Origin of the sequence: Kitasatospora sp. NBC_00374, assembly GCF_041434935.1 — a bacterium.
Taxonomy (GTDB): Bacteria; Actinomycetota; Actinomycetes; order Streptomycetales; family Streptomycetaceae; genus Kitasatospora.
On sequence record NZ_CP107964.1, the window covers coordinates 3,991,312 to 4,012,418 of the forward strand.

The following is a 21,107-nucleotide window of genomic DNA, read 5'->3' on the forward strand; positions in this document are numbered from 1 at the left end:
GTCCTGTTACCCGAAAGAAGGACAAGCGCCGGGAATCCCGGGGGTGCGAGGACCCGGCTCCCTACCGTCGGAGGGTGACCACCAGGCTTGCCTCCCCCGCCCCCGCCGGCTCCCCCGCCCTGCGGACGTACGACCGCTGCGTCGACGGGCTCTTCACCTACTGCCTCTCCGTCCTGTGCGAGCACGACGCCGCCGTCGCGGCCGTCTGCGAGGTGCGCGATCTCGCGCTGCGGCACGGTGACCGGCCGGCCGACCCCGCGCTCGGGCGGGCCTGGCTGTACGCGCTGGCGCGGCACTGCTGCCTGGAGCGGCTCGAACGCGGCACCGGCGCGCCCGCCGACCCGCCGCCCGGCCCGGCGCTGGCCGGCCGTCGGCGCGCGGAACTGGCCTCGCTGGCCTGGCCCGAGGCCGCGGGCACCGATCCGGAGCAGCGTGAGGCACTGGAGCTGGCGGTCCGCCACCGGCTGTCGACCGCCGAGGTGGCCGCGGTGCTCGGCCGCTCGGGCCGCGAGGTGGACGAGCTGCTGTCCGCGGCCGGTGCCGAGGTGGGCCGGACCAGGACGGCACTGCTGGTGCTCGGGGTGGGCAGCTGTCCGGTGCTGGTCCGGCTCGGCGGGGTCGGCGCGGAGAGCCGGCGTGAATGGGTGCTGGGGCCGGCGCTGCGGCGCGAGCTGGTGCAGCACGTGGTGGACTGTCCGACCTGCCGGGGTACCGCCGAGCGGGTGGGCGGCGGGTTGGGCGCCGGCCTGTCCGGGCTGCCGGGCCTGCCGCTGCTGACGGCTCCGGTGCCGGTCCGGCTCGGCGGCACCGCGGCGCAGCTGCCGGACGGGGCCGCCGGGGCGGCCTTCCTGGCGGGGGCCGCGGCCGGGCGCCGGGTGACGACACCGACCGCCGAGCCGGGCGGGGAGCCGTCCGAGCCGCGTTTCGACCAGCGCGGCTTCCCTCGGCACCGGGCACCGTCGGCGGGACGGTCGCTGGTGGTCCGTCAGCGGGTGGTGACCACCGGGGTGCTCGCTGCGGTACTGACCGCCCCGGTGGTGGCACTGTGGGCGGCGGACCGGGACGGTGGTGGCTCCGACGCGTCGGCGGCGGTCTCCTCGGTCCGGGTGGCCTCCGGCTCGGCGAAGGGTCCCGCGAAGGGCCCGGCGCAGCCGGCCTCCGCGCCGGTGGTGCCGGTGGTGCCGGTGGTCCCGGCGGTGTCGGGGGTGTCTGCGGTGTCGGGTGACGTGCAGTTGGTGGGTGCCGTGACTGCAGAAACGTCTTTCCCGGCGGTTCGCGGGGTGATGCTCCCGGTCCTGGCGGTCCCCGTCCCACCTCGGGTGCCCACCCCCGGGACCTCCGTTCCCGGCGCCGATGGCACCGCTCCGGCCGGGCGGCTGACGGTCGAGGCGCAGGAGTACGGCAGCCGTACCGTGATCACGCTGACCAACTCGGGCGGCACCACGATCGCCTGGCACGCCGTGGTGGACGCCGACTGGCTCCGCCTCAGCCGGGACTACGGCACGCTGGCGCCCGGGCAACGGATCACCCTCACCGTGACGGTCGACGAGGACCGGGTCCCGCCCGGGGCGTGGACGGCGCGGATCGCGGTGCCTCCCTCCGAGGCGGTGGTCACCCTGGAGGGCGGCCCCCGCCACCGCGGCGGCGAGGAGCCGACCGGCGCGCCCACCCCCGTGGAACCGCCGCCGGTCACCCCCACGGACGGTCCCGCACCGACGTCACCGGCACCGGCACCCGCCTCCGGTACGCCGTCCACGCCACCGTCCACCCCGCCGTCCCCGGCACCGTCGTCCTCCCCGTCGTCCGCACCGGCCGGGCAGGCGAGCCCGCACCCGGCCGACCCGGCCCCGCAGTCGGCCCCGGCCACCGCCGCGGGCGGCGGGACGCCCGGGCCCTGAGCGGGCCTGGGAGCGGGCCTGAGCTGCCCGGGCCGTCAGGTGGCCAGGCCGGAGACGGCGTCGCCGATGTACTTCGCGCCGAGGACGACCAGGACCACCGTCGTGATCGCGCTGTTGTGGGTGGACATCCACGCCTTCCACTCGCCGAGCACCTTCGCGGCCCCGGCGCCCCCGAAGAGGTAGACGCCGAGCGGAATCAGCGCGCACAGCGAACCCACCAGCACCATCAGCACGGCCGCCGCCGTCTTCCCTCCCGGCGACGCGTCACTGGTGGCGATCGACACGCCGGCGGAGACCGCCAGCACCAGGTTCTTCGGGCTGGCCGCCACCAGCGCCGTCGCCAGGCCGGCCGCCCTGGCCGGGGTGAAGCGGTCGATCGCCTGCATCCACGCGGGCGGCGCGGTGACATGCCCCTCGCGCGGCCGGCCCCGCCACTGCCTGGCCCCGATCAGCAGGAACAGCACGCCGACCGCCAGCTTGACCCACCAGGACCAGGCCGGCTCCGGGCCGCTGGTGTCCAGCCCCGAAACGGCCACCACCACGATGGTGGTGACGGCCGCCAGCGCCACCACCCAGCCGACCGTGAAGGCCGTGCCGTTCACCCGTCCCCGGGGAGTGGCCAGCATCAGGATGACGGCGATCAGCGGCACCGGACTGATCGCGATACCGACCGCGGGGGCCAGCATCTGTCCGATCGCGTCACCCATGGATCGTCCCTCCGTACATCGGCCGACCTGGCGGGCCCGGCAGGGTCCGGCAGGTCCCGCAGTTCGGCGGCCTACCTCGGCTGGATCGGCGGCAGCCGGTACGAGCCGTCCAGCACCCCGGCGCCCGGCTGGTACATCCGGACCATCGGCCGGAACTCCCCCGCCGGGGTGGGCAGCCAGTTCGCCGCCTCGTCCGGGTCGGTGGGCCGCTCGTGCTGGAGCACCAGGGTGAGCGAGCCGTCCGCACCGCGGACCAGCCCGCTCGTACGGTCGCCGACCGAGTAGCGGTCGATCGGGTTGGCCACCAGGAAGTAGTCGGGAACGTCGTACATGGTGATCGACCAGAACGCGTCCACCGGCGGCTGTGCGTCGAAGCGCAGGGTGTACGAGCGGGCGCCGGTCAGCAGCCGGCCCTCGGCGTCGTGGTAGACGCCGCAGTACGCGGCCTCGTAGGCGTGGTTGCCCCAGAGGCCGACCCGGGCCGCCACGGCGCGGGTGAGGTAGGCGGCCCGCCGGTCGGGGATCCGCCACTGCGGGTCGTCGAGCGTGCCGGGGCCGAAGTGGTCGAGGTTGTAGTCGAACAGGTGCAGGTTGCCGGTCCACTCGCCGGCGTTCAGGCCCTCGGGCGGCCGGCTGGCCGCCTCGATCCGCTCCTTGCCCGCCGCCAGCCCCTTGACCAGCGCCGCCGTCCAGTCCGGCGCGGCGCCCAGGTACGGGGAGCGGCCCTCGTCCAGCAGCCCCAGCGGTGCGAACCGCCGCTGGTACTCGGCGTCCGCGGTGGCGGGCGGGAAGGCCGCCATCCACAACCGCAGCTGCTCGAAGAAGCGCATCTCCTCCGGAACGGCCGGGTCGGGCTCCGGGAGGCCCGCGTACACGCCGCCGGGCTCCAGGGCGGTGAGCGTCAGCTGCCGCTGCAGGTCGAGCACCCGCGGCAGGTCCGCCGGGCCGGCGCAGGCGTTGCGCCCGACCACGGTGGCGACCACGGTCGGGGAGACCACGGCCCGGACGCCGTCCGGCGGCGTGCCGTGCCACCCGGGCGGTGTGATCAGCCAGCTCTGCTCGGCGGTGCCGGTGGCCCGCCGGCCCAGGTAGGCGAAGTTGTTGGTCCAGGCGTCGACGAACTGCAGCACGTAGTAGGCGCCGTCGGTGTCCGGCACGTGCAGCAGCAGCGGACCGCCGGAGAGGTCCAGCTGGGCCACCGAGTAGACGGTGTCGTTGTTGACCGAGACGAAGTCGGTGCCGGCCTGCGCCAGCCGGTCGGCGTGCCCGAACCGGTTGAACTCGGCGGCGGGCATGGAGCCCATGCCCTCGGTCCGGAAGGCGTCGACCGTGCTGAGGTCGTACACCAGCGGGTAGCCGTAGATGTAGGCATCGGCTGCCAGGGTCTCCAGGGCCGGCTGGGACATGTCGCTCCCTCGGGTTCGGTACGGCGTGGATACGGCCCGGGCGGGCCCGGGCTCAGTGCCGCACGGTCAGGTGCGGGCGCTGCCAGCGGCCGTCCAGGACGGCGGCGTCGGGGCCGTAGACCCGGATCGCCACCGAGAACGGCCCGTCCGGCGCGGGCAGCCAGTTGGCGGCGGCCACCGGGTCGGTGGGCCGCTCGCGCCGGACGTGCAGGGTCAGTCCGCCGTCCGGGTCGCGGACCAGGCCGGGCGTACGGTCGCCGATCGAGTAGCGGTCGATCGGGTTGGCCACCAGCAGCCGCTCGGGCAGCCGGTAGATGGTGGCCGACCAGAAGAACCGGGCCGGCGGCAGCTCACCGGGGGCGAAGCGGAGGGTGAAGTCGTGCCGGGAGGCGTCCGGCGGCCGGTTGCCCTCGTCGTCGGCGAGCCAGCCCGCGTACCAGGCCTCCTCGGCCGGCAGCCCGTACAGACCCTTCAGCACGCCGATCGCCCGGGTCAGGTAGTCGCTGCCGTGCTCCGCCCTGGTGCCGAACCAGCCGGTGGAGTCCTGGGCGTCGGCCGCCGCCCGGTCCAGCGTGGCCCGGCCGTCCGCGATGCCCTGCTGCATCGCCTCGCGCACCTGGGCGGGCAGCGCGGCGGGCTCGAAGTCGCCGAGCCCCACGCCGAGTTCGGCCAGGCGTCCGCGCAGCCCGGCCTCGGCGGGCAGCACCGGGAAGAAGCCCAGCAGGAAGTCCAGGTAGGAGAAGAACTCCAGGGTCTCCCGGACCTCCTCGCGCCAGACCGGCCAGACCGGCTCGGGCGGCGCGGCCGGGGCCGGCGTGCCCAGGTGCGTACTGAGCGGCTTCAGCACGTACCCGGACTGGATCTCCCGCAGCGCCGGGACGTCCTCGGGGCCCGCCAGGTACGTCCGGCCGAGAATGCCGACCAGCTGGGTGTCGGCCCGCAGCACCTTGTCGAAGCCCGGAGGGACGGCGCCGGTGAAACCGGGCCCGGTGACCAGGTAGCGGCCCGCGCCCTGGCCGGTGGTGCGCGAGCCGAGGTAGCCGACGTAGCTGGTGTCCAGGTCGTGCAGGGGCAGGACGTAGTAGCGGTCGGCCCCGGGCACCTCGACCACCCACGGCTCGGCCCGCAGGTCGAGCCAGGCCCAGGAGTAGGGGGTGTCGTTGTTGGGGGTGACGACGTCGGTGTCGGCCGGGGTGAACGGCTGCGAGTAGTGGCGGAAGGTCCCGAACCCGCCGACGTACCTCGGGTCCGCCTCGTCGATCGCCTGCGGGTACATCGTCCGGTAGTTCTCGGTCAGGGCGAGACCCCAGACCCAGGCCTCCGCGGCGGTCCTCCGTACGGTCTCCGGGTCGACGAGCGCCGGGTTGCCCATGGCGAGGACTCCTCTGGGATGGCGGGCCGAGTCGGATAATCAAGACATACCAGTACAGACGGGATGGTGTGCGTCACCCGTCCGTACGGCATGTCGGACCCCGGGCCGCCCCCGCGACCTGTCTGACGATCCGTGAGTTCGCTCTCCGCGTGGTCCGCCACGAGTGAACGGAGGCATCGCGGGGCCCCGGCCCGGAGAGGCTGGAGGCATGAAGATCCTCATTCTCGGCGGCTCGAAGTTCCTCGGTCGGGCCTACGTCTCCCAGGCGCTGGCCCGCGGCCACGAGGTCACCACCTTCAACCGCGGGATCAGCGGCGCCGACCAGCCCGGCGTCGAGGCCGTGCACGGCGACCGGACCGACCCGGCCGACCTGGCGCGCCTGGTGGCGGGACGCCACTGGGACGCCGTCGTCGACTCGGCCGGCCAGCAGCCCCACGACGTGGCCCGATCGGCCCGGCTGCTGCGCGACCACACCGACCACTACACCTTCGTCTCCTCCGTCCACGCCTTCACCGACTGGCCCGCCGCACTCGTCGACGAGTCCTCGCCCACCCACCCCTGCCCCGCCGACACCCCGCCCGACCAGCCGCACGGCAACGCCCTCAAGGCAGGCTGTGAACGCGCCCTGCTGGAGAACTTCGGCGAGCGGTCACTGATCCTCAACTGCGGCCTGCTGATCGGCCCGCACGAACCGGTCGGCCGGCTGCCCTGGTGGCTGGAGCGGATAGCCCTCGGCGGACGGGTACTCGCCCCCGGTGACCCGGGCCGCACGGTCCAGCTGATCGACGCCCGGGACTTCGCCGCCTTCGGCCTCGATCTGCTGGAACGCCGGGAGACCGGGCGGTACGTCACCACCGCGCCGCCCGGCCGGACCACCTACGGCGAGTTCCTCGAGCACTGCATCCGGGCCACCGGCTCCGACGCCGAGCTGGCCTGGACGGACGACACCACCCTGCTCGCGGCCGGCGTCCAGCCCTGGGTCGAGCTGCCGCTCTGGGCCCCCGACCTCCCGGACTGGCACGGCACCTGGCGGCCCGACACCTCACGCGCCGTCGCGGCCGGGCTGCACAACCGCCCGCTCGCGGACACCGTCCGGGACACCTGGGCCTGGCTGCAGGAACGCGGCCCGTCCACCCGGCCGTGGGCACAGGGCGACCTGCCGCTCGGCATCGACCCGGAGAAGGAGCGCCGGATCCTCGACCGGGACGCCTCCTGACCTGGACCGGCGAGCGAGCACGGGGCGGTGCATGCGGCCTGCGGTCACAGCAGGCTGACGCGGCCCGCGGGCGCGGGCGGCGGGCGCGGGCGGCGGGCGCGGGCGGCGGGCACTGGGTGGCGGACGCGGGCAGGCGGGCGCGGGCGGCGGGCACGGGCCGGCCGGGCCCTGGCGGGAGCAGGCCCGCCCGGACCCGGCCGTCGGCTCGCCTCGTCTCGCCTCGCCCGCCGTCAGTGCGTACGGCGGGTGACCAGTTCCGCCAGAGCGAGCAGTTCGTCGGCCGACGAGGGCGCCGACACGGCCGCCGCCAGGTGGGCGATCGCCGCGGCCATCCGCTCGCAGGACTCGCCCTGCGCCCAGCTGCGGCCGCCGGCCCGCTCCACCGCCTGGGCGGCCCGCTCCAGCTCCAGCGCGCTCAGCGGCCGGTCGAGGGCGTAGAGCTCGGCCAGCTCGGCACCGGCCGCCGTCCCGGAACCGAGCGCGAAGACCACCGGCAGCGACTTCTTCCGCGCGGCCAGATCGGCACCGACCGGCTTGCCGGTGACCGCAGGGTCGCCCCAGATGCCGATCAGATCGTCGATCAGCTGGAAGGCCAGACCGATCTCCCGGCCGAACGCGTCCATCGCCTCGACCGCGGACGGCTCGGCGCCGGCGTAGAGCGCGCCCAGCGCGCAGGCACAGCCCAGCAGTGCACCGGTCTTGGCCTCGGCCATCGTCAGGCACTCGGCCAGCGAAACGTCACTGCGCTGCTCGAAGGCGCAGTCGGCCTGCTGGCCCGCGCAGAGCTCGACCACGCAGTCGGCGAGTCGACGGACGGCGCCCGGCGCGGCCGGGTGTCCGTCCTCGGCGAGGATCCGCAGGGCCAGCGAGTGCATGGCGTCGCCGGCCAGGATCGCCTCGGTGGTACCGAAGACCCGCCAGGCCGTCGGGCGGTGACGGCGGGTCTGGTCCCGGTCGATGACGTCGTCGTGCAGCAGGGTGAAGTTGTGCACCAGCTCCACTGCCGCGGCGGCCCGGACGGCCGGGCCCGGCCCGCCGCCGACGGCCTGGGTGGCGGCCAGCACCAAGGCCGGCCTGATCGCCTTGCCCGAACCGGAGGCGCCGGCCGGCGCGCCGTCCGCCTCCCACCAGCCGAAGTGGTAGCCGGCGACCAGCCGCATCGACTCCGGCAGGGTGCCGACGGCGGCCCTGAGGGCCGGATCCACTGCGGCCTTCGTCCGGGCCAGCACCTCGGCGGCCTCGTTGCCCTCCCGATGATCACGCTCCAGCGCGAAGATCCCCATCTGGTCCCTCCCCCACTCTGGTCGGCCGCGCGTCGGGCGCCGGCGACTCCGCCGAGCCGCCGCACCGGGCCGCCGTACGGTCGGCCCGGGCACGGGCCGACTCCGCTCCGGTCGGGACGCTCGCCCGCCGGCAAATCCGCTTGCCGTCCGCTCCACGGCGTCCTCCGGGCCGGCGCGCCGGACGGAGCGCACCGGCCCGGCCCCGGGTCAGTCGCGCGGGCGGGCGATGTCGACGTTCTCCAGGACGCCGATGGCATCCGGCACCAGGATCGCCGCCGAGTAGTAGGCACTGACCAGGTAGGAGATGACCGCCTTCTCGTCGATGCCCATGAACCGGACGGAGAGGCCCGGCTGGTACTCGTCCGGGATGCCGGTCTGGTGCAGGCCGATCACACCCTGCTTGTCCTCACCGGTACGGAGGGCGAGGATCGAACTGGTCTGGCCGTCCGTGATGGGCAGCTTGTTGCACGAGAAGATCGGCACATCCCGCCAGGTCGGCACCTGTCGGCCCTCGACCTCGACCGAGCCCGAGTAGAGGCCGCGGCGGTTGCACTCCCGCCCGAAGGCCGCGATCGCCCTGGGATGGGCCAGGAAGAACCTGGTACCCCGGCGGCGGCTCAGCAGCTCGTCCATGTCGTCCGGGGTGGGCGGGCCGGAGTGGGTCTGGATCCGCTGGTCGTAGTCCGCGTTGTGCAGCAGGCCGAACTCGCGGTTGTTGATCAGCTCGTGCTCCTGGCGCTCGCGCAGGGCCTCGATGGTGAGCTTCAACTGCTGCTCGGTCTGGTTCATCGGCTGGTTGTAGAGGTCGGCGACCCGGCTGTGCACCCGCAGCACCGTCTGGGCGATGCTCAGCTCGTACTCGCGCGGCTTGAGCTCGTAGTCCACGAAGGCGCCGGGCAGCTCGAACTCGCCGGCGTGGCCGGCCGACATCGGGATCTCCGCCTCACCGCGCCTGTTCTGCGGCTGCCGGGCATCGGCGAGGTGCGACAGGATCTGGTCGCGCAACGCCTCCGAGCGGTCGGCCAGCTCCTGGAAGGCGGGCCAGGGCAGGGCGAGCAGTGTGCCGGCCGTCGTGCTCCGGACGGCGTACGGCCAGGTGGCGTCCGACTGGACCAGCGCCTCGTCGCCCACGTGGTCCCCGTCGGCCAGCACGCCGAGGACGGTCACGTCGCCGTAGCTTCCGGTGCCGACCTTGTCGACCTTGCCGTGCGCGATCAGGAAGACCTCGTCGACCGGCCGGCCCTGCTCGACCAGCACCTCGCCCGGCGCGAAGTCGCGCTGGGCGAACCGGGCGGCCAGCTCGGCCAGCAACGCCTCGTCCTCGAAGCCGCGCAGCACCGGGATCTCGCGCAGGGTCGGTGGGACCACCCGCACCTCGGCCCCGGTCTTCACGAAGCTCACCCGGCCGCGCCCCACGGCGTAGCTGAGCCGCCGGTTGACCCGGTAGGTACCGCCGGAGACCTGCGTCCACGGGAGCATCCGGAGCAGCCAGCGGGGGCTGATGCCCTGCATCTGCGGCTCGGACTTGGTGGTGGTCGCCAGGTTCCGCGCGCCTGCGGTGCCGAGGCTGGACCGCTGCTGCGCCGACGGCGGCCCGCCCTGTGCGGGAATACCGATATCGGTCTCGGTCGACATCGAAAGGAGCCCCTCCCCGTGAAAGCATTTGGAGCACGTGACGCAATGAGGCATCCCGTTGCACCACTCATGCTGGGGCCATTCGAGTGAGATCCGCAATCACTCATACGAGTGATCAATAGGTCAGGATAAATAGGACGACAAGCACATTCAGCCGATTGTCATTCGAGCATTCGCTCGAATCCCTCTCCGGCTCGGCTCCACGGGCCGCACCGCACCCCGGCGACGCCCGCGACGCGCCCCGACGGCGCCCCCTCCGCTACCCGCTCCGGCGCCCGCGCGCCGCCCCCGCGCAGGCCGCCCGACGTTCACACTGCCGCAACCTTCGAGCCGCGCCGGAACACTGCCGAAACAATTCCCCAACAACCAACTGCCATCAGAAAGTTGAGGATCCGTCCGGGCTCGCTCCGGCCGGCCCGACGGCCCCCCGGCCGCGGCCCGCGCCCGCGGCCCGGAACAACCGCCGACCCACCGTTCACCAGGGCCCCGGCGACCGCTAAGGTGCCACCTCAAGGGCGCGGCAGAGGCGATGGCCGGTCGGCGGCCCGACTGCGCCCTCCCCACTGCTGTGCCCATGTCCTGGGAGACCCTGTGAGCGCCCCCGTACGCGTCTGGCTGAACCGCACCTACTCCGAGAATGTCTTCTTCATCGATCAGCTGCGCGCCGCCCCGCGCCCGGTCGAGATCCATGCCACGCATACGGACCCGGACTCCCCGGTGCTCGCCGCCGCCGACTTCGGCTCGCTCGAACCCGATCGCCTCAGCCCCGAAGCCTATGTGGAATTCGCGCTGGAATTCTGCGCCCGCCGGCAGATCGACGTCTTCGTCCCCCGGCTCGGCCAGCTCGCCGTCGCCGTGCGGCGCCGGGAGTTCGAGGCCATCGGCACCGCCCTGGTCTGCCCCTCCGCCGCCGCCATCGCCGTGTTCGAGTCCAAGACCAACGGCTACGCGGCGATGGACACCCTCGGCCTGCCCACCCCGCTGTGGCGGCACGTCCGTACCGCCGACGACCTGCTCGCCGCCGTCGAGGAGATCGAGGCCGACGGCGGCCGCCCCTGCCTGAAGCCCGCCACCGGCGCCGGCGGCGAAGGCTTCCGGATACTGACCCGCGAGCCCTTCGGCCTGCGCCGACTGGCCGGCGCCCCGGACGCCACCGTCCAGCTCGACCAGGTCGCGGCCGCACTCGCCGCCTCGGACGAGCCCGCCGACCTGCTGGTGATGCCGTACCTCGACGGACCCGAGGTCTCGGTCGACTGCCTCGCCGCCGCGGACGGCCGGCTGCTCACCGCCGTCGGCCGGGCCAAGCGGGGCCGTCGGCGCCACTTCACCACCGACGCCGCCTACCTGGAGCCGACCCGTCGGCTGATCGAGGCCTTCGGCGTCTCGTACCTCTCCAACGTGCAGTTCCGCCACCACCACGGCCGCCCGGTCGTGCTGGACGTCAACACCCGGCCGTCCGGCGGCCTGCACCAGCTCCGGCTGTGCGGCCTGAACCTGCCCTGGGCGGCGGTGCAGCTGGCCCTCGGCGAGGCCCCGGTCCGACTGCCCGAGGTCGAGTTCCTCGGCGCCGACTACACCCTGGTGTCCGGCGTCCAGCCGGTGCTGCCGCGGCAGACCCTGCTGCCCCGCCAGGCGCCCGCGCCCGCCCGCGAGCAGACGGCCGCGCCGGTGCCCGCGTTCGAGCACGGGGCCCCGGTGCTCGGCCTGGTCTGACCCGCTGGCGACGGACCGGCCGGGCGCTCAGCCCCCGGTCGGCCCGTCCCAGTCGAGAGTCGGCGGCAGCACGCCCTCCAGCGTGAGCAGCCAGCGCTTGACCTCGATCCCGGACGGCCCGCCGCCGAAACCGCCGATGCCGTCCGCCGCCACCACCCGGTGGCACGGCACGAGCAACGGCAGCGGATTGGCACCCATCATCTGGCCGACCGTCCTGGCCGCCAGCCCGGGCTCCACCACGTCCTCGAAGACCCCACTGCTGGCGGCGAGTTCGCCGTACGTCACGGTCCGGCCGTAGCCGGTGTCCGCCAGCAGCCGCTGCAGCACGACCCGGTGCGGCCCGGAGGCGAACCGCCAGTCGATCGGCAGCCCCAACTCCCTTCGCCGCCCGGCGAAGTACTCCGCCAGCCGGCTGCGCACGGCCTCGACCTTCCGCTCGTCCGTGCAGCGCGGCACACCGATCGGCAGCCCGGCCGACGACTCCCCCACGTAGGAGGAGAGGGCCACCCCGAGCGGCGTCACCGCCAGCTGCATCGGGCCGCTCGGCAGCGGCGTGTCGACCGCGACCCAGGAGATCTCCATACCCGCAAACTACCGCCCCGGTCCGACACCCCGAGGGGATGCCCGGGAGGAATGCCCGGGAGGAACGACGGCGGCCGGGGCAGCGGGCCCGCTGCCCCGGCCGGCCGACCACTCGCCGGACACCCGCCGCCGTCACAGGTGCGTCTTGAGGTACTCCGACAGGCTGCGGCACCACTCCGTGAGCTCACCCCGGTGCTGTGGCCGCCCCTCGCTGAGCGCCATCACCTGCGCGTCGGAGAGCTGCTCCGGGCCCGGCTTCTCCATCATCGACGACATCTCCCGCAGCACCATCGCCAACCGCTCGGCATCCACGTGGCTCAGCGCCACCAGTGCCTCGGCGTGACCGATCGTGACCGAACCAGGCATCGTGACCTCCTCCTAAGGGGCCCCCGGTCCACCGTACGACCGCCCCCGACCGCCCGCCCACCGGCGGCGTCCCTCCCCCGGCGCTACGCGTCCCGGCGGCGCGGCAGCAGGCCTCCGGCGAGAAGTGCGGCCGCGGTCCGGCCGGCGAGCACCCCAGGGCACACGGTCATCCGCGAGGGCCGGCAGCTCGACCTCTCGCCCGGATTTCCTCGGCGCAGGAGGACCTGCGGGAACAGGTCTGGGACCAGCACGCCGACCCGTTCACCGACACCGTCGCCGTCACCATCGGCCGCCCGCGCCGCGGACCGAGTGGTCAGGAACGCGGCCGGCCGGTCTGCTCGGCGCGCTCCGCGTTCTTCTCCTTGATCCGCACCGCTTCCTTGCGGACATCGGCCTGGGTGGCGCGCTCCCGCTGCAGCCACTCGGGGCTGTCCGCCTTCAGCGCGTCGATCTGCTCGGTGGTGAGGGCGTCCGTGACCCCACCGCGGGCGAGACCGGCAATGGAGACACCGAGCTTCGCCGCGACCACCGGTCGGGGGTGCGGGCCGTTGCGTCGCAGTTCGAGCAGCCACTCCGGCGGGTCGGCCTGCAGCGCAGTCAGCTCGGTGCGCGAGACGACACCCTCCTGGAACTCGGCGGGGGTGGCCTCGAGGTACACGCCGAGCTTCTTCGCCGCAGTTGCGGGCTTCATCGTCTGGGGGGTTTTGTGCGACGTCATGCTGCAAGGGTATCGAGCGCGTGCGCTACCTCCGACCACGGCGGGTAACCTGGCGGAGTGACTGGCTCGGATGCATCCCCTTCGTTCCGCCTCGCGTACGTCCCCGGGGTGACGCCCACGAAGTGGGTGCGGATCTGGAACGAGCGGCTGCCCGAGATCCCGCTGAACCTCGTGGCGGCCACCGCCGCCGAGGTGTACGGCGCGCTGCGCGGCGGCGACGCCGACGCGGGCTTCGTCCGGCTGCCGGTCGACCACGCGGACCTCAGCGCCATCCCCCTCTACACCGAGACGACGGTGGTCGTCGTCCCCAAGGACCACGTGGTGGCCGCGGTCGACGAGGTGTCCACCGAGGACCTCGCCGACGAGCTCGTGCTGCACCCCCTCGACGACACCCTCGCCTGGGAGCGGCTGCCGGGACGGCCCGCCAACGAACGCCCCGCCACCACGGCCGACGCCATCGAACTGGTGGCGGCGGGAGTGGGCGTGCTCGTCGTCCCGCAGTCCCTCGCCCGCCTGCACCACCGCCGGGACCTCACCTACCGGCCGGTCTCGGACGCCCCCGAGTCGCGGATCGCGCTGTCGTGGCCGCAGGACGAGACCACGGACCTGGTCGAGCAGTTCATCGGCATCGTCCGCGGGCGGACCGTCAACAGCTCCCGCACCCAGCCGACGCCCCCGGCCGAGCCGAAGCAGCGCAAGCGCCCCGAGACCGGCGGCGGCGCACAGCGCAAGCCCGCTGCCGGCAAGTCCGGCGGGGCCAAGTCGGGCGGGGCCAAGGCCGGCGGCAAGTCGGGCGGGGCATCGGCCGGCCGCGGCTCACGCGGCGGATCCGGCGGGGCCAAGCCCAAGGCCGCCACCCGCGGCAAGCCCCGCCGTCGGTCCTAGTCTGCCGAGTCAGGACCGGCCCGCACCCACCCGCAACGCCCGGACCACCGGACCACCCGGACCGCCCCCGTCGTCACGGGCCGGGGGACAGCTGCCGACGGCCGGCGATCTGCTCGAAGATCAGGTTGGTCCGGGTCTGCGCCACCGCCGGGTGGGTGGTGAGGTGGTCCACCACGAAGTCGCGCAGGGCACCGGGGTGGGCCAGCGCGACGTGCAGCAGGTAGTCGTCGGATCCGGCCATGTGGAACACCGCCACCACACCGGGCATGTCGGGAGCGGCGTCGCGGAAGCTCTCGTTCTGCTCGCGGGTGTGCGCCCGGAGCCGGACCGAGATCATCGCCTGCAGCGGCAGCCCGATCGCCGCAGGGGCGATCTCCGCCCGGAACGCGCGGATGACCCCGGCCTCGCGCAGCGCGCGGACCCGGGCCAGACAGGTCGAAGGCGCGATGCCCACCGCCTCCGCGAGCGCGTTGTTCGGCGTACGGGCGTTGTCGGCGAGGATGCGCAGGATCGCCCGGTCCACGTCGTCGAGGGGCGCCCGGCGCGCTTGAGGAATGTTCGGCACGAGGCCCAGGGTCTCTCCCCGTACCGATGATTCGCAAGGCCTTGCCCGTCAATTCCGAATTTTGTTCGGATTGCTTCCCCTGTGGGCGTCACAGGTTCCATCCTGGCCGTCGATCGGATCGGCCATCGCCAACCCACCGGACTCGCCCGGCGGATCGTCCGACCCAGCGAACCCGGAGTGCTGCGCCATGAGCCGAACCGACACCCTGACCGTGCCCGCGGGCCACGACGACCCCGCGCAGCTCGACGTCCGCATACCGTCCCTGGACGTGTCCGCCCTCCTCGGGTCGCCGGGCCCGGCCGAGGAGCCGTCCGCCGCCGACTTCGCGCTGCCGGCCGACGGCCTGGGCAACGAGCGGCGCCTGCGCGCTCTCGACGTGATGGACGGGTACCTCACGAGGAAGCGCCGGTCCCTGCTCGGCTACCAGGCCACCCAGGAGATGGGCGACTGCGCCTTCGACCTCGGCCGGTTCATGCAGCACAACATCAACAACCTCGGCGACCCGTTCCAGAGCGGCGGCTACAAGCCGAACACCAAGGTCGTCGAGCGCGCGGTGCTCGACTACTACGCCGCCCTGTGGCACGCCCAGCGGCCGTACGACGCGGGCGACCCCGAGTCGTACTGGGGATACGTGCTGTCCATGGGTTCGACCGAGGGCAACATGTACGCGCTCTGGAACGCCCGGGACTACCTGAGCGGCAAGGCGCTGATCCAGCCGCCGACCGGTCCGTCCGGCGCCCTGCGGTACGTCCAGGCCCCGCTCGAACCGAACAACCCCAACGCCCGCCGCCCGGTGGCGTTCTACTCCGAGGACACCCACTACTCCTTCGCCAAGGCGGTCCGCGTCCTGGGCGTCGAGACCTTCCACGCCGTGGGCACGGAGATGTACCCGGACGAGTGCCCGCTGCCCGCGGCCGGGGCGGAGCCGAACGAATGGCCCACCGAGGTGCCCTCCCGCAGCGGCCCCTCGGGCCACTCCTGGGACGGCACCGGCGAGATCGACGTCGACGCGCTGGCCGCGCTGGTGGAGTTCTTCGCCGCCAAGGGGCACCCGATCTTCATCAGCCTCAACCTCGGCAGCACCTTCAAGGGCGCCCACGACGACGTCCGGCAGGTCTGCGAACGCCTGCTGCCGATCTTCGAGAAGCACCGGCTGATCCAGGGCGAGGTGACGTACGGCAAGGACCCGAGCACCGGCGAACCGCTGGTCGACCTGCGGCGACGCTTCTGGATCCACGTGGACGGCGCCCTCGGGGCCGGGTACGCGCCGTTCCTGCGGATGGCCGCCGAGGACCCGGCACGGTTCGGCTGGACCCCCGACACGGACCTCCCGGAGTTCGACTTCGGCATCACCCTGCCCACCCGGGAGTTCGGCGACCTCGACATGGTCTCCTCGATCGCCATGAGCGGCCACAAGTGGCCCGGCGCACCGTGGCCGTGCGGCATCTACATGACGAAGGTCAAGTACCAGATCTCCCCGCCGTCCCAGCCGGACTACATCGGCGCGCCCGACACCACCTTCGCCGGATCGCGCAACGGCTTCTCCCCGCTGGTGCTCTGGGACCACCTGTCCCGGCACTCCTACCAGGACCAGGTCGACCGGATCCGCAAGGCCCAGGACCTGGCCGCCTACCTGGACCGGCAGCTCCACCTCCTGGAGCAGGAGCGGGGCATCGAGCTCTGGCCGGCCCGCACCCCGGGCGCCATCACGGTACGGTTCCGCAAGCCCAGCCCCGAGCTGGTGGCGAAGTGGTCCCTGTCCTGCCAGGACGTGCTGCCCGACCCCCGCGACGAGACCACCCGCCGCAGCTACGTCCACGTCTTCCTGATGTCCTCGGTCGACCGCTTCAAGCTGGACGCCCTGCTGGAGGACCTCGCCAACGACCCCGTCATCCTCGGCACAGCCCACCCGAGCGCCGCGTCCGACTGAACCACCCCGCCTGGTCATGGCACGGACGAAGGGACGGGACGAGGACGCCCCGTGCCGCTTCCGGCCGGGGCGTGTTCGCGCGCACCGTACCCGCCCAGCGCTTCGGGCCAGGCGGTCCCCCTCGCCTCGAGTGACCACTCGGCGGGTGCTGCCGCACGCCGCCGCCGGAGGGCGGCCGCTCGTGTCAGCGGGAGTCGGTGATCCCCTGGGGCGGGTACTGCGGCGACGACGCCACCGTCCGACGGCCGGCCACGGCCGCGGCGAGCGCCAGCAGGGCTTCGACCTGTGCGACCTGCGCGCGTAGCTCGCCGCTGACACCCATCCCGGTGAGCTTGATCCGCGCCAGGGTGTCGCTCGCGGCCTGGGCGTGTGCTTCGTAGCTGGCCATACCGGACTCCGACGTTTGTTGGGTCGTGGGAACCGAACTACGTCGACGGTAGAGCTTGAGCCCCGGTATCGGCAGCAGCCTGCCGCGCGTGGCGGAGTCTCCACGACCAGGTCACGCCGTCGCCGACGCTGTGAGCTCGGCAGTCTCGCCAACTGGTCGAGACGCTTCAACCACCCGCAGGGCGACTGACGTGGCGTCGGTCCCGTACCGCCTGCAGTGCCCTGACCGGGGCAGAGCGGCCTTCGACCGTCCGTCTCGGCTTCCGTCTCAGTCGGCCAGTACGCGCGCGGTGTCCCGCCTGCCCCCGAGTGTGTCGTCCAGCCAGTCGTATATCCGGGCCAGGGCCAGCCGCTGAGCGCCGGCCTGGCAGTGGGCGTCCGCGCCCTCCTCCGCCGTGAACTCCAGGAAGGTCTTGGGGCAGCTTCATGGCGAAGTCCAGCACCGGCCCCACCACGTTCTCCCAGTCGGGGCGGAAGATCAGCCCCTCGCGGTGCAGCGGTCCTGGCTGGCCGGGACCGTCGAAGGCGAGCACGGTGCAGCCGCGCTCGACGCCGGCCATCGCTCCGAAGAAGTGCACCTCCTCCGCGGTGCCGTCGAAGCCGTTGTGCATGACCACGGTCGGGCGGGGTTCCCCCGAGCTGTCGGCCCGGTGGAGCTAGCCGGGCCCGGCCGACCGGTAGTAGTTCGAGGCCCGCCGGAAGCCGTCCCGGGCGCTCACCGGGTGGCCCGCGTCCAGGGCCGGCCACCCGGTCGGCCGGGGCCAGCCACTCGTCGCGCCAACTCCCGTAGTCGCCCCCGGTGATACGCCCGCTCGTGGCGACCGCCTTGCCGAAGTCGGCGCCGCCGTAGGCGATATGACCGAACGAGCGAAGGGCCTCGTACCAGAGCTGGGCGTCACCGGGAAACAGCAGGCGTTCCATGAGACTTCCCCTGGACGGCTACCGCCCCTGTCTGGCCTGGAAAGTGGACACCACCCGCGGGGAGGCCGTGCTCCATGAGCCCTGGCTATGTACAGACGGATCAGGCCGGGGCAGAGCGCCACCGCTGCTGTCCACCTGCACGCGGTGCAGCGGAACGCCCGCTCCGAGGGCCCCCCGCGGTCGACACCCCGTTCGAACGACTCCTGAAGCGGAACGCGAGTGGAGGTTCGTCAACCCGGCAACCACGACCGGGCCATCGCCGGCCGAACGGCGAGGCAGTCCGCAAGGGCTCGGGAAGGGCGATCCGTCGGCGGCCTCCGGCCCGCCGGTGGCACCGCCGGTGCGGGACCGCTCCGCTCGAACAACAACAAAGGGCCAGTCTCCGAGGATCTCCCTCGTGAGCTGGCCCTTTACGCGTCTCGCGACGCTTCGAACGCGGAGCCCCCTGTCGGGTTCGAACCGACGACCCCCGCTTTACAAGAGCGGTGCTCTGGCCAGCTGAGCTAAGGAGGCACGGTAGCCGTCCGCGGCGGACCACGGCGGCACCAGGGGCAGTGTACCGGGACGGGGCTGGGCGGTGCCGCTGGATATCGGGTGCGGCGGGGGTTTGGGTGATCTGTCCAGGTTGTGATCGGACCGATGCCGAAATCGGCCACCCGTGGGGCTGACAAGCGGATGAACGGCCGGGTACCGTCACGAGGAGTCGTCTCACATCAGTGGTCCAGACCACTGTGGGCGGGCGGCGCGACAATCCAACCTTTACTCGGATCGTCCGGCACGTTCCTGCCGGTGAAGGAGACACAGTCATGGCTTCTGTCACGTTCGACAAGGCGACCCGGCTCTACCCGGGCGGCAACAAGCCCGCGGTGGACGCGCTGGACCTGCACGTCGAGGACGGCGAGTTCCTCGTCCTGGTCGGCCCCTCCGGCTGCGGCAAGTCCACCAGCCTCCGCATGCTCGCCGGCCTGGAGGACGTCAACGGCGGCGCGATCCGGATCGGTGACCGCGACGTCACGCACCTGCCGCCCAAGGACCGGGACATCGCGATGGTGTTCCAGAACTACGCGCTCTACCCGCACATGAGCGTCGCGGACAACATGGGCTTCGCGCTCAAGATCGCCGGCGTCAACAAGGCCGAGATCCGCACCAAGGTCGAAGAGGCCGCGAAGATCCTCGACCTCACCGACTACCTGGACCGCAAGCCGAAGGCGCTCTCCGGCGGCCAGCGCCAGCGTGTCGCGATGGGCCGTGCGATCGTCCGCCAGCCGCAGGTCTTCCTGATGGACGAGCCGCTGTCCAACCTGGACGCCAAGCTCCGTGTGTCGACCCGCACCCAGATCGCCGGGCTGCAGCGCCGCCTCGGCATCACCACGGTCTACGTGACGCACGACCAGACCGAGGCCATGACCATGGGCGACCGTGTGGCGGTCCTCAAGGACGGTCTGCTGCAGCAGGTCGACACCCCGCGCAACATGTACGACCGCCCCGCCAACCTCTTCGTGGCCGGCTTCATCGGCTCCCCCGCGATGAACCTGATCGAGGTCCCGCTGGTCGACGGCGGCGTGAAGTTCGGCGGCTCGGTCATCAACGTCTCCCGCGAGGACCTGTCCGGCGTCGGCACCGACAAGACCGTGACCGTCGGCATCCGCCCGGAGCACTTCGAGATCGTCCCCGCGGGCGGCATCGAGGGCGTCGCGGTCACCGTGAACGTGGTCGAGGAGCTCGGCGCGGACGGCTTCGTCTACGGCACCACCAAGGTCGCCGGCGAGGACAAGGACATCGTCGTGCGCGTGCACGGCCGCCAGATCCCGGAGAAGGGCGCGACCATCAACGTGGTCCCGAACGGCGGCGAGCCGCACGTCTTCTCGACCAGCACGGGTGCCCGTCTGAGCTCCTGACCCGCCCGCGGCACCGGCCCACCGGCCGAGCCCCGACCGGATCATCCGGCCGGGGCTCGGCCGTCCCCGAGGTCGTCCCCGCGGTCGTGTCCGAAGCCGCCCCCGCGGTCCAGCCCCCGGCCGCCCGCGCCGCCCGCCGCCCGCCGCGCCCGGGACGTCAACCGGCGTCCACCCGCCGCCCCTTGCGTCAACACAACGGTGGAACGAATCGGGACACGTGTCACTCATTGGGGTAACGGAGTGCATCTCCACCGCCACCCACCGCTACGCTCCTGTGCGTGAAACAGCTCGTTCGCCGCATCGGCCAGACCGTCGCCCTCACGCTGCCGGTGGTCCTGGTGACCACTGGCACGCTCGCCGTCACCCGGGTCCCGTGGGCTCCCCCGACCGGGCTCGACCAGCAGGTGGTCGCGGCATCCAGCGGCGACGGCACCATCGGCCGCGCCGCCACCTCCCCCAACACCCAGGGCATGGCCCCCCAGGACGCGCTGCGCGCCGACCTGATGGAGGAGCTCCGCAGCCACAACCCGGGCACCGCGCTCGACCTGCTGGAGCGCACCATGCGCGAGAAGCCCTCGCTCACGCCGTACTGCAGCACCCTGTCGGCCGAGCTCGGCCGGGCCGCCGTCCGCAAGTACCAGGGCGACGTCCAGCGGGCGCGCTCCTTCGCCCGTCCGGTCTGCGACGGCTCGTTCGCCTCCGGCGTGGTGGGCTGACCGACCACCACCGCGGTCCGCCCCGGCGGGCCGCGACGGCCGGTGGGGTCCGCGCCGCGCGGACCCTATTGTGTCCGCTATGACCGCAGATTCGACCCGCCCCAGCCCGCACGCCCCCACCGTCACCCAGGCCGTGATCCTGGCCGGCGGTCAGGGCTCCCGGCTCCGCCCGTACACCGACGACCGTCCGAAGCCGCTGGTCGAGATCCCCGGCACGGGCACCCCGATCGTCGGGCATCAGCTCGCCTGGCTGGCCTCGGAGGGCGTGACGGACGCGGTGATCTCCTGCGGCCACCTCGCCGAGGTGCTGCAGGAGTGGCTGGACAAGGCCGATCTGCCGCTCAACGTCACGACCGTGGTCGAGACCGAACCGCTGGGCCGCGGCGGCGGGCTGAAGTACGCCTCCCGTGCGCTCCCCCGCCCCGACCAGCCCTGGTACGCCACCAACGGCGACATCTGGACCCGGTTCAGCCTGCGTGACATGGCCGCCTTCCACCACGAGCGGGACGCGATGGCGACCCTGGCGCTCGCCCGGCCGCGGATCCCGTGGGGCGCGGTGGAGACCGACCAGTTCGGCAACGTGCTGGACTTCATCGAGGCGCCGCCCTCGCCGTTCCTGATCAACGCGGGCCTGTACGTCTTCGCGCCCGGCTTCCGCGAGCTGCTGCCGGACGTCGGTGACCACGAGCGCACCACCTTCCCGCAGCTGGCCCGCAGCAAGCAGCTGGCCGGCTACCAGCTCCCCCAGGGCTGCTACTGGCGGGCCATCGACACCGCCAAGGACCTCACCGAGGCCGCCAAGGAGCTGGCCGCGGCCCGCAGCCACTCCTGAGCACCCTCCTGGACGCCCCCCAGCACCGCAGGAGGCCCCCTCCGGACCAAGTCCCGGAGGGGGCCTCCCGTCTGACA

The 21,107-nt window shown here is 73.2% G+C and carries 18 protein-coding genes and 1 tRNA gene; 8 read left to right on the forward strand and 11 right to left on the reverse strand.

The window, feature by feature from the left end; genetic code table 11:
* The first annotated feature begins 74 nt into the window (after positions 1–74).
* Positions 75–1,898 (forward strand): sigma-70 family RNA polymerase sigma factor, encoded by a 1,824-nt coding sequence (locus OG871_RS17870; RefSeq protein ID WP_371497815.1) that lies wholly within the window; start codon positions 75–77, stop codon positions 1,896–1,898.
* 35 nt (positions 1,899–1,933) lie between these two features.
* Here OG871_RS17870 and OG871_RS17875 read toward each other — a convergent pair whose 3' ends face one another.
* From OG871_RS17875 to OG871_RS17885, 3 genes are all read right to left on the reverse strand, one after another.
* Positions 1,934–2,605 (reverse strand): GAP family protein, encoded by a 672-nt coding sequence (locus tag OG871_RS17875; RefSeq protein WP_371497816.1) that lies wholly within the window; start codon positions 2,603–2,605, stop codon positions 1,934–1,936.
* A 71-nt stretch (positions 2,606–2,676) separates the two neighbouring features.
* A complete protein-coding gene (locus OG871_RS17880; protein ID WP_371497817.1) occupies positions 2,677–4,011 on the reverse strand; it encodes a DUF1254 domain-containing protein in 1,335 nt (444 codons plus the stop codon).
* Between the two features lie 52 nt (positions 4,012–4,063).
* A complete protein-coding gene (locus OG871_RS17885) occupies positions 4,064–5,383 on the reverse strand; it encodes a DUF1254 domain-containing protein (protein ID WP_371497818.1) in 1,320 nt (439 codons plus the stop codon).
* Positions 5,384–5,591: 208 nt separating this feature from the next.
* Between OG871_RS17885 and OG871_RS17890 the strand changes: the two genes are divergently transcribed.
* A complete protein-coding gene (locus tag OG871_RS17890; protein WP_371497819.1) occupies positions 5,592–6,599 on the forward strand; it encodes an NAD-dependent epimerase/dehydratase family protein in 1,008 nt (335 codons plus the stop codon).
* A 230-nt stretch (positions 6,600–6,829) separates the two neighbouring features.
* Here OG871_RS17890 and OG871_RS17895 read toward each other — a convergent pair whose 3' ends face one another.
* Both OG871_RS17895 and OG871_RS17900 read right to left on the reverse strand, forming a co-directional pair.
* Positions 6,830–7,882, reverse strand: a complete 1,053-nt coding sequence (locus tag OG871_RS17895; protein WP_371497820.1) for a family 2 encapsulin nanocompartment cargo protein polyprenyl transferase — start codon at positions 7,880–7,882, stop codon at positions 6,830–6,832.
* 207 nt (positions 7,883–8,089) lie between these two features.
* Positions 8,090–9,517 (reverse strand): family 2B encapsulin nanocompartment shell protein, encoded by a 1,428-nt coding sequence (locus OG871_RS17900; RefSeq protein WP_371497821.1) that lies wholly within the window; start codon positions 9,515–9,517, stop codon positions 8,090–8,092.
* Positions 9,518–10,108: 591 nt separating this feature from the next.
* Between OG871_RS17900 and OG871_RS17905 the strand changes: the two genes are divergently transcribed.
* Positions 10,109–11,230, forward strand: a complete 1,122-nt coding sequence (locus OG871_RS17905) for an ATP-grasp domain-containing protein (protein WP_371497822.1) — start codon at positions 10,109–10,111, stop codon at positions 11,228–11,230.
* Between the two features lie 27 nt (positions 11,231–11,257).
* Here the strand turns inward: OG871_RS17905 and OG871_RS17910 are convergent, their stop codons facing one another.
* The 3 genes from OG871_RS17910 to OG871_RS17920 all read right to left on the reverse strand — a co-directional run bounded on the left by OG871_RS17910 (position 11,258) and on the right by OG871_RS17920 (position 12,896).
* On the reverse strand, positions 11,258–11,812 hold the full coding sequence (locus tag OG871_RS17910) for a methylated-DNA--[protein]-cysteine S-methyltransferase (protein WP_371497823.1): 555 nt from the start codon (positions 11,810–11,812) through the stop codon (positions 11,258–11,260).
* A gap of 132 nt (positions 11,813–11,944) precedes the next feature.
* Complete coding sequence (locus OG871_RS17915) at positions 11,945–12,178, reverse strand: hypothetical protein (protein WP_371497824.1); 234 nt, start codon at positions 12,176–12,178, stop codon at positions 11,945–11,947.
* Positions 12,179–12,491: 313 nt separating this feature from the next.
* On the reverse strand, positions 12,492–12,896 hold the full coding sequence (locus OG871_RS17920; RefSeq protein ID WP_371497825.1) for a DUF5997 family protein: 405 nt from the start codon (positions 12,894–12,896) through the stop codon (positions 12,492–12,494).
* Between the two features lie 57 nt (positions 12,897–12,953).
* Between OG871_RS17920 and OG871_RS17925 the strand changes: the two genes are divergently transcribed.
* Positions 12,954–13,781: a LysR substrate-binding domain-containing protein gene (locus OG871_RS17925; RefSeq protein ID WP_371497826.1), complete on the forward strand. Its 828-nt coding sequence runs from the start codon at positions 12,954–12,956 to the stop codon at positions 13,779–13,781.
* A gap of 73 nt (positions 13,782–13,854) precedes the next feature.
* Here the strand turns inward: OG871_RS17925 and OG871_RS17930 are convergent, their stop codons facing one another.
* Positions 13,855–14,346 (reverse strand): Lrp/AsnC family transcriptional regulator, encoded by a 492-nt coding sequence (locus OG871_RS17930; RefSeq protein ID WP_371497827.1) that lies wholly within the window; start codon positions 14,344–14,346, stop codon positions 13,855–13,857.
* A 187-nt stretch (positions 14,347–14,533) separates the two neighbouring features.
* Between OG871_RS17930 and OG871_RS17935 the strand changes: the two genes are divergently transcribed.
* Positions 14,534–16,276: a histidine decarboxylase gene (locus tag OG871_RS17935; RefSeq protein ID WP_371497828.1), complete on the forward strand. Its 1,743-nt coding sequence runs from the start codon at positions 14,534–14,536 to the stop codon at positions 16,274–16,276.
* A gap of 184 nt (positions 16,277–16,460) precedes the next feature.
* Here OG871_RS17935 and OG871_RS17940 read toward each other — a convergent pair whose 3' ends face one another.
* Together OG871_RS17940 and OG871_RS17945 are read right to left on the reverse strand one after the other, a co-directional pair.
* Positions 16,461–16,664 carry a hypothetical protein gene (locus tag OG871_RS17940; RefSeq protein ID WP_371497829.1) on the reverse strand — a complete coding sequence of 68 codons (204 nt, stop codon included), beginning with the start codon at positions 16,662–16,664 and terminating at the stop codon, positions 16,461–16,463.
* A 1,359-nt stretch (positions 16,665–18,023) separates the two neighbouring features.
* Positions 18,024–18,097, reverse strand: a tRNA-Thr gene (locus tag OG871_RS17945).
* A gap of 293 nt (positions 18,098–18,390) precedes the next feature.
* On the opposite strand from OG871_RS17945, the gene OG871_RS17950 reads away from it, so the two are divergent.
* The 3 genes from OG871_RS17950 to OG871_RS17960 all read left to right on the forward strand — a co-directional run bounded on the left by OG871_RS17950 (position 18,391) and on the right by OG871_RS17960 (position 21,030).
* Positions 18,391–19,482 carry an ABC transporter ATP-binding protein gene (locus OG871_RS17950; RefSeq protein ID WP_371497830.1) on the forward strand — a complete coding sequence of 364 codons (1,092 nt, stop codon included), beginning with the start codon at positions 18,391–18,393 and terminating at the stop codon, positions 19,480–19,482.
* 278 nt (positions 19,483–19,760) lie between these two features.
* On the forward strand, positions 19,761–20,198 hold the full coding sequence (locus tag OG871_RS17955) for a hypothetical protein (protein WP_371497831.1): 438 nt from the start codon (positions 19,761–19,763) through the stop codon (positions 20,196–20,198).
* A gap of 79 nt (positions 20,199–20,277) precedes the next feature.
* Positions 20,278–21,030, forward strand: coding sequence for an NDP-sugar synthase (locus tag OG871_RS17960; RefSeq protein ID WP_371497832.1), 753 nt, complete (start codon positions 20,278–20,280; stop codon positions 21,028–21,030).
* The last annotated feature ends 77 nt before the right edge of the window (positions 21,031–21,107 follow it).